The 8,251-nt window shown below is 73.4% G+C and carries 8 protein-coding genes; 5 read left to right on the top strand and 3 right to left on the bottom strand.

The features are described from left to right. The first annotated feature begins 105 nt into the window (after positions 1–105). The 4 genes from gatC (at position 106) to gatB (ending at position 3,665) form a co-directional block, all read left to right on the top strand. Positions 106–402, top strand: a complete 297-nt coding sequence (gene gatC, locus EF918_RS28525; RefSeq protein WP_125651811.1) for an Asp-tRNA(Asn)/Glu-tRNA(Gln) amidotransferase subunit GatC — start codon at positions 106–108, stop codon at positions 400–402. A gap of 5 nt (positions 403–407) precedes the next feature. Further along, positions 408–1,904, top strand: a complete 1,497-nt coding sequence (gene gatA, locus EF918_RS28520; RefSeq protein ID WP_125651810.1) for an Asp-tRNA(Asn)/Glu-tRNA(Gln) amidotransferase subunit GatA — start codon at positions 408–410, stop codon at positions 1,902–1,904. Beyond that, positions 1,901–2,140: a hypothetical protein gene (locus EF918_RS28515; RefSeq protein ID WP_125651809.1), complete on the top strand. Its 240-nt coding sequence runs from the start codon at positions 1,901–1,903 to the stop codon at positions 2,138–2,140. The genes gatA and EF918_RS28515 overlap by 4 nt, the downstream gene beginning before the upstream one ends. 73 nt (positions 2,141–2,213) lie before the next feature. Then, complete coding sequence (gatB, locus tag EF918_RS28510) at positions 2,214–3,665, top strand: Asp-tRNA(Asn)/Glu-tRNA(Gln) amidotransferase subunit GatB (protein WP_260610762.1); 1,452 nt, start codon at positions 2,214–2,216, stop codon at positions 3,663–3,665. 82 nt (positions 3,666–3,747) lie between these two features. Here gatB and EF918_RS28505 read toward each other — a convergent pair whose 3' ends face one another. Beyond that, positions 3,748–4,353: a GNAT family N-acetyltransferase gene (locus tag EF918_RS28505; RefSeq protein ID WP_125651807.1), complete on the bottom strand. Its 606-nt coding sequence runs from the start codon at positions 4,351–4,353 to the stop codon at positions 3,748–3,750. Next, on the bottom strand, positions 4,350–6,353 hold the full coding sequence (locus EF918_RS28500; protein ID WP_260610760.1) for a penicillin acylase family protein: 2,004 nt from the start codon (positions 6,351–6,353) through the stop codon (positions 4,350–4,352). Before EF918_RS28500 ends, EF918_RS28505 begins: the two co-directional genes overlap by 4 nt. A gap of 182 nt (positions 6,354–6,535) precedes the next feature. On the opposite strand from EF918_RS28500, the gene EF918_RS28495 reads away from it, so the two are divergent. After that, entirely contained in the window at positions 6,536–7,261 is a 726-nt protein-coding gene (locus tag EF918_RS28495) for a siderophore-interacting protein (RefSeq protein WP_125651812.1), read from the top strand. Here the strand turns inward: EF918_RS28495 and EF918_RS28490 are convergent. Continuing rightward, on the bottom strand, positions 7,258–7,764 hold the full coding sequence (locus EF918_RS28490; protein ID WP_125651805.1) for a DinB family protein: 507 nt from the start codon (positions 7,762–7,764) through the stop codon (positions 7,258–7,260). The genes EF918_RS28495 and EF918_RS28490 overlap by 4 nt on opposite strands. Positions 7,765–8,251: the final 487 nt, after the last annotated feature.

Genomic DNA, 8,251 nt, shown 5'->3' with positions numbered 1-8,251 from the left:
GGGCGGGGCCGGGGCGCGGCCCGGCCTTAACCGTTTCGGCGGCGCGGGGCCCTGCCCCATAGGATTGACCCCGAAACTACACACTCACCCCCAGAGGATCGCTGCATGCCTGGCATCACGCGCGAGGAGGTCGCCCACCTCGCTCGGCTGGCGCGTCTGGAACTCGCCGACGAAGAGCTGGAGCACTTCGCCGGCCAGCTCGACGACATCATCGGCGCGGTCGCCCGCGTCGCCGAGGTCGCCGACCGAGACGTACCGCCGACCTCCCACCCGCTGCCGCTGACGAACGTCATGCGCGCGGACGAGGTACGACCGTCGCTCACCCCCGAGCAGGCGCTCTCCGGCGCCCCGGCACAGGAGCAGCAGCGTTTCAAGGTGCCGCAGATCCTGGGGGAGGACTGAAGACCATGGCGGACAACATCATCAAGCTCACCGCGGCCGAGATCGCCGAGAAGATCGCCTCCGGCGAGCTCACGGCCGTCGAGGTCACCGAGGCCCACCTCGCCCGCATCGAGGCCGTGGACGAGAAGGTCCACGCCTTCCTGCACGTGGACCGCGAGGGCGCCCTGGCCCAGGCCCGCGCCGTCGACGCCAAGCGCGCCGCCGGCGAGAAGCTGGGCCCGCTGGCCGGCGTCCCGCTCGCGCTGAAGGACATCTTCACCACCAAGGGCGTCCCGACCACCGTCGGCTCCAAGATCCTCGAAGGCTGGATCCCGCCCTACGACGCCACCCTGACGCGCAAGCTGAAGGAAGCCGACGTCGTCATCCTCGGCAAGACCAACATGGACGAGTTCGCCATGGGGTCCTCCACCGAGAACAGCGCCTACGGCCCGACCGGCAACCCGTGGGACCTCACCCGGATCCCCGGCGGCTCCGGCGGCGGCTCCTCCGCGGCCCTGGCCGCGTACGAGGCGCCCCTGGCCATCGGCACCGACACCGGCGGTTCCATCCGCCAGCCGGCCGCCGTCACCGCCACGGTCGGCGTCAAGCCGACGTACGGCGGGGTCTCCCGCTACGGCATGGTGGCCTTCTCCTCCTCCCTCGACCAGGGCGGCCCGTGCGCCCGTACGGTCCTGGACGCGGCCCTGCTGCACGAGGTCATCGCCGGCCACGACCCGCTGGACTCCACCTCCATCGACGCCCCGGTCCCGCCGGTCGTCGAGGCCGCCCGCAACGGCTCCGTCGCCGGCATGCGCGTCGGCGTGGTCAAGCAGTTCCGCGGCGAGCACTACCAGGCCGGCGTGATGCAGCGCTTCGACGAGTCCGTCGAACTGCTCAAGGAGCTCGGCGCCGAGATCGTCGAGCTGGACTGCCCGTCCTTCGACCTGGCGCTGGCGGCGTACTACCTGATCGCGCCGTCCGAGTGCTCCTCCAACCTCGCCCGCTTCGACGCCATGCGCTACGGCCTGCGCGTCGGTGACGACGGCACCCGCTCGGCCGAGGACGTCACGGCCCTGACCCGCGAGGCCGGCTTCGGCCCCGAGGTCAAGCGCCGCATCATGCTCGGCACGTACGCGCTCAGCTCCGGCTACTACGACGCGTACTACGGATCGGCCCAGAAGGTCCGCACCCTCATCACCCAGGACTTCGAGAAGGCGTTCGACCAGGTGGACGTGATCGTCTCCCCGACGACCCCGACCACCGCCTTCCCGATCGGCGAGCGCGCCGACGACCCGATGGCGATGTACCTCGCGGACCTGTGCACCATCCCGACCAACCTGGCCGGCAACGCCGCCATGTCGCTGCCCTGCGGCCTGGCGCCGGAGGACGGCCTGCCGGTCGGACTGCAGATCATCGCCCCTGCCATGAAGGACGACCGGCTGTACAAGGTCGGCGCCGCGGTCGAGGCCGCGTTCGTCCAGCGCTGGGGCCACCCGCTGCTGGAGGAGGCACCGTCGCTGTGAGCGCACTGACCAAGGCCAAGGGCTTCAAGAAGTCGAAGTCCGGCACCTACCTGTCGATCGGCACCACCGCGTTCGGTGCCATCAGCGTGATCAAGCAGGCCCGCAAGGCCCGCACCGAGCACGACACGCTGCAGCTGGTCGACGCCATCGTGTCCGCCGCCGCCATCGTCACCGGCCTCGCGATCCTGTACCGCGAGCTCAAGCGCCTCGGCGACGACGACGTCCTGCTGGGCTGAGAGGGAAAGTTTCACCGTGAGCTTCACTGAACTCCTGTCGTACGACGCCGCTCTCGCGCAGTACGACCCCGTCATGGGCCTCGAGGTCCATGTCGAGCTCGGCACGAAGACCAAGATGTTCTGCGGCTGTTCCACCGAGCTGGGTGCCGAGCCCAACTCGCAGACCTGCCCCACCTGTCTCGGTCTGCCGGGCTCCCTGCCGGTCGTCAACGCGGTCGGCGTCGAGTCCGCCATCAAGATCGGCCTCGCCCTGAACTGCGAGATCGCCGAGTGGTGCCGCTTCGCCCGGAAGAACTACTTCTATCCGGACATGCCGAAGAACTTCCAGACCTCCCAGTACGACGAGCCGATCGCCTTCAACGGCTACCTGGACGTCCAGCTGGAGGACGGCGAGGTCTTCCGCGTGGAGATCGAGCGCGCCCACATGGAGGAGGACACCGGCAAGTCCACCCACGTCGGTGGCGCGACGGGCCGCATCCACGGCGCGTCCCACTCCCTGCTGGACTACAACCGCGCCGGCATCCCGCTGATCGAGATCGTCACCAAGCCGATCGTCGGCGCCGGCGAGCGCGCCCCCGAGGTCGCCAAGGCGTACGTCGCGGAGCTGCGCGAGCTGATCAAGGCGCTCGGCGTCTCCGAGGCCCGCATGGAGATGGGCCAGATGCGGTGCGACGTCAACCTCTCGCTGATGCCGAAGGGCGCCGAGAAGTTCGGCACCCGCAGCGAGACGAAGAACGTCAACTCCCTGCGTTCGGTCGAGCGCGCCGCCCGGTACGAGATCCAGCGGCACGCCGCGGTCCTCCAGTCCGGCGGCACGATCGTCCAGGAGACCCGCCACTTCCACGAGGACGACGGTTCCACCACCTCGGGCCGCGTGAAGGAGGAGGCGGAGGACTACCGCTACTTCCCCGAGCCGGACCTGGTGCCGGTGGCCCCCTCCCGCGAGTGGGTCGAGGAACTGCGGGCCACCCTGCCCGAGCTGCCGCGCGTACGCCGCAACCGGCTCCGGGAGGAGTGGGGCATCGGCGAGTTCGACATGCAGTCGATCCTCAACGCCGGTGCCGTGGACCTGATCGTCGCCACCATCGAGGCCGGCGCCGACTCGGCCGCCGCCCGCAAGTGGTGGATGGGCGAGCTGGCCCGCAACGCCAACGAGCAGGGCAAGGGCCTGGACGAGCTGGCCATCACCCCGGCCGACGTGGCCCGGGTCGCCGCGCTCGTCGCGGAGGGCTCCCTCAACGACAAGCTGGCCCGCCAGGTCCTCGAAGGCGTCCTCGCCGGCGAGGGCAGCCCGGACGAGGTCGTCGAGAAGCGCGGCCTGAAGGTCGTCTCGGACGAGGGCGCGCTCGGCGCGGCCGTGGACGAGGCCATCGCCGGCAACGCGGCCATCGCGGACAAGATCCGCGGCGGCAAGGTGGCGGCGGTCGGCGCCCTGGTCGGCGCGGTCATGAAGACCACCCGCGGCCAGGCCGACGCGGCCCGCGTGAAGGAACTCATCCTGGAGAAGCTGGGCGTCTCGGAGTAACCGCCCCCGCCCGGCCCCGCACCACGCCGACGGCCCCGCACCCGGATACGGGTGCGGGGCCGTCGGCGTGTGGGAGGGCAGGTCAGGTCAGGGGGAGGAAGGCCAGGCGGGCGTGCTTGGCGGGGAGGTGGACCTCCGGGAGGTCGATCTCCGGGAGGTCGATCTCGGGGCCGAGGGTGAAGCCGCTGCGTTCCAGGCGGGCCAGGGCCTTGGCGTTGGAGGCGTCCGGCTCGCCCACGATGCGGCGGGTGCCCGGCAGGGAGCGGACGTAGGTGATGAAGACCGAGATCAGGGCGGCGCTGAAGCCCTCCTCGGCGACGCCGGAGCGGGCCGGGCCGATGAGCAGGTGGACGCCGATGTCGCCCGGCTGCACCTCGTAGCACTCGCTGACCCGGTCCTCGGCGCAGTCGTACGACTGGAAGAGGGCGACCGGTTCGCCGTCCCGCCGGACCAGGTACGCGTGGTGGGTGTCGCGGCGGTCGACGTCCTCGTAGATCTCCTGGACCAGTTCGCGGCTCGCGCCGTTCATGCCCCAGAAGCGGGCGCGCTCCTCGCAGACCCAGGAGTGCAGCAGCGCGGAGTCCACCGCGGGATCGACGGGGGTCAGGGTGACGGTGCCGAAGCCCTCGACGTCCTGCGTGTGGACGGGCTGTCTGGCGGAGGTGGCGGCGGTACCGGTGCTGGTCATGCGGATTCCTTGGTGAGACGGGCCCAGTCGGTGACGACGGGGACGAGTTCGCCCTGCGCCCACAGCGGGAGCTGGTCGAGGTGGTGGGCGGAGCCCGGGACGCCGTCGGCGCCCAGCGGGACCACCCAGAGGCTGTCCTCGCGGCGGGCCAGGTCCCACACGAAGCGGGCGGCCGAGCCGCGGGCGGCCAGGTCGGTGACCCCGGGGACCGAGGACGAGGCGTTGACGCAGTCGTGGTCGCCGGCCAGGCCCGGCCAGACGGCGTCGGGGTCCGGCAGCGCCTGCCAGGGGGCCAGGCGGTGGGTGGCCGACCACGGGGTGTCGTGCGGCCGGTCCGCGATGTCCTCCAGGGCCCCGCGCAGGTGCGCGGCGCGGTCGAGCCGGGGGAGGAGGGAGGTCGTCAGCAGGCCCTCCAGGGCGTAGCCGACGCGCGGCAGCAGGTGGAGCCACGGGTGGAAGACCTCCGGGCCGGCCGGCGGGTCGGTCAGCTCCTTGAACTCCGCGTCGCCGGCGAGGCGGCGGGCGAACGCGGTGCGCAGTGCGGCGAAGGCGGCGGCGTCGGTGCTGTCCGCGGCCATGTGCCGGTCCCAGGCCAGCAGCCGGCGGCGGAGCTGCTCGGCGGCCGGGGTGAGGCCGGACAGCGTGCCGAGGAGGGCGAGGACGGGGGCGGCGGAGGCCAGATGGGTGTCGTTGTGGATGCGCGCCATGTCGGCGGCGGACCAGTCGGCGGAGCCGCTGAGCAGGTCGCGGATCCGGTCGGCCCGGTGCGGCGGGGCGAACTCCACGCCCAGTGGCGCCGCGATGCCGCGGGCGTTGGCCATGACGGCGAAGCCCTGGACCGGCTCGGCGGGCATCGGCGCCCAGCCCTGCCAGACGTACGCGGGGTCCCACGCGGGGACGGGGCGCAGCCGGTTGGCGGGGTGGCGCAGCGGGACGGCGCCGGCGACGCGGTGCAGCAGGCCGCCCTCGGTGTCGGCGGCGTGGACCACGTTGACGGGCTCGGCCCAGCCGTCCACGGCGCGGTCGACGTCGGCGACCGTACGGGCCGCCAGCAGGGCGCGCAGGGTGGCGAAGCCGAGGTCGGCGCGGACCCGGGGCGGGTGGCGCAGGCTGACGGTCCGGTCGGGGCCGTCGATGACGACCGGGCCCCGGTCGGTCTCCAGGACCTCGATCTCCACGTCGTCGCCGCCGGCGACGGTGACGGTCTCGGTGTGGCGGTGGACCGGGTGCCACTGCCCGTCGGGGCCGAGGGCGGTGGTGCCCCGGCCGTCGCCCTCGTCGCGCCGCAACTGCTCGACGTAGAGGTCCTGGTAGTCGGCCATGGCGTTGGTGATGGCCCAGGCGACGGTGCCGGTGTGGCCGAAGTGGCCGAGGCCCGGGACGCCGGGGACGGCGAGGCCGACGACGTCGAACTCCGGGCAGGCCAGGCGTATCTGCTGGTAGACGCCCGGGTCCTCGATGAACCGGTGCGGGTCGCCGGCGAGGACGGCCGCGCCGGTGGCGGTGCGGTCGCCGGGCACCAGCCAGCCGTTGCTGCCGGCGGTGCCGGGGCCGTCGGTGGCGAACAGGGTCAGGCAGGCGTCGCCGAGGGCCCGGCCGACGCGGTCGCGCCAGAGCTTGGTGGGGAAGCCGGCGAACAGGATGTGCGTGGACAGCCAGACACCCAGCGGGACCCAGGGCTGCCACGGGGTGGGCACGAGGCCGCTCGCGGCGAACCGCGGGTCGCGGGCGGCGCCTTCGGCCAGGCCGTCACCGACGCCGTCCGCGTACGCGCGCACCCACGCGGCGGTGTCGGGGTCGAGGGCCTCGAAGCAGCGGCGGGCGGTGTCGTCCAGGCGGACCTGGCGGGCGAAGGTGTCCCAGGCGACGGCCTCCGGGCCGAGGAAGGCCGCGGTGGACCCCTGGGAACGGTGCCGTTCCACCTCCAGCTGCCAGGCCCGGTCCCGTGCGGTGACGCGGCCCTGGGCGTACGCGAGGGTGAGCGGGTCGGCGGCGCGCAGGTGCGGGACGCCCCAGGCGTCGCGGTGGACCTCGTAGTCCCGGTGGCCCGGACGGTCCCGGCGCTCGTCCGGCGCGCTGCCGGCGCTGCCGACGCTGCTCACACTGCTCACCCTGCTCCCCATCGGTGTCATTAGGTTAGGCTGGCCTAACTATAAGCCCAGGGGAAGGGAACGCCATGGCGGTGGGCAAGGGCTGGGAGGGCGTGGTCCTCAAGCTCCTGAGGGGCAAGGACTTCACGTTCACGGTGACGGGGGCCGAGGAGGTGACGGAGCACTTCCGGCGCGTGCACCTGTCCGACGGCGGCCTGTTGGCGGCGGCCGGCGCCTCCCTGCACCCGACGATGTGGGTGCGGCTGTGGTTCGACGACGGCGGCAAGCCGCACCAGCGCGCCTACACCCTGGTCGACCCGGACCCGCAGACCGGCACGTTCACGCTGGAGTTCGCGCTGCACGACGGGGTCGCCAGCGACTGGGCGCGGCGGGCCGCGCCCGGCGACGCCATCGAGGCCACCGTGCAGGGCACCGGCTTCACCGCCCCCGCGCCGGCGCCGGAACGGCTGCTGGTGATCGGCGACCCGGCATCGCTGCCGGCCATCAACTCCCTGCTGGAGGCGTACCCGCAGACCCCGGCGACGATCTGGTTCGAGACCCACCACGGCTCGGACGAGGAACTGCCGCTGCGGGTGGAGGCCGGCCGGCACGAGGTACGCCGGGTCGCCCGGGCCGGCGACCGGCTGGTCCGGGAGGTCAAGGCCCAGCTCCCGGAGCTGATCGCCGACCCGGCGTCGGCGTACGTCTGGCTGGCCTGCGACACCGCGACGACGCGCACCCTGACGGCGTACCTGCGCAAGGAACTGGCCCTGCCCAAGCAGCGGGTGAACGCCCTGGGCTACTGGCGGGCGGCCTAGGCCCCCACCACCCCGTCGATGCCCTCCCGGAGGAAGTCGGCGTGGCCGTTGTGGCGGGCGTACTCGTGGATCAGGTGGAGCATCACCAGCCGCAGCGAGACGTCCGCCTCCCAGCTCGCGGCCCAGCCGGTCACGTCGAGGGACTCGGCCCCGGCCTCGATCCGGCGGGCGTGGGCGACCTCGGCCTCCCAGGCGGCGAAGGCCTCGGCGCGGGTGGAGGCAGAGGCGTCGTAGGCGGCCTGGAAGTCCTTCTCGTCGGACCAGACGTGCGGCAGGTCCTCGCCGGCGATCACCCGGCGGAACCAGTGCCGCTCGACCTCGGCCATGTGCCGTACGAGCCCCAGCAGGGTCAGGGTCGACGGCGGCATCGACCGGCTGCGCAGCTGCTCGTCGTCGAGCCCCTGGCACTTCATGGCGAGGGTGCCCCGGTGGTAGTCGAGAAACGCCCGCAACGTCTCCCGCTCCCCGCCGGTGAGCGGCGGGCCGATGCGATGATCATCCATGGCCCGATCATGCCACCCGTTCCGTGTCGGGCGAAGACCTCACTCGGACCAGGGCCCGGACCCGGAGCCTTGCCCCCGGCTCGGGGCGCCGCCTCCTACGTGGGCTGGGCCGGAGCCCCGCCCAGGGGCGCGGGGAACTGCGCGCTCGGCCAGGGGCGGGCCGCAGGCGCCGGTCGGCATCGGGTTCGTGGCGGGGTGCGCCGCTTTTACGGGCCTGGCCCGGAGCCTTGCCCCCGGCTCGGGGCGCCGCCTCTTACGTGGGCTGGGCCGGAGCCCCGCCCAGGGGCGCGGGGAACTGCGCGCTCGGCCAGGGGCGGGCCGCAGGCGCCGGTCGGCATCGGGTTCGTGGCGGGGTGCGCCCCGGCGCCGCCGCGGGGGTGGGCGCCGTACCGGGCCGCGGGCCCGTGCGGGGCTGGGCGCGCAGTTCCCCGCGCCCCTGGGTGTGGCCCGCCGGGCCTCGGGGGCATGGGGCGCCCGGTCCCCTGGG

Source organism: Streptomyces sp. WAC06614 (genome assembly GCF_003949795.1).
GTDB lineage: Bacteria > Actinomycetota > Actinomycetes > Streptomycetales > Streptomycetaceae > Streptomyces.
This window is presented reverse-complemented; position numbering and strand designations above follow the sequence as displayed.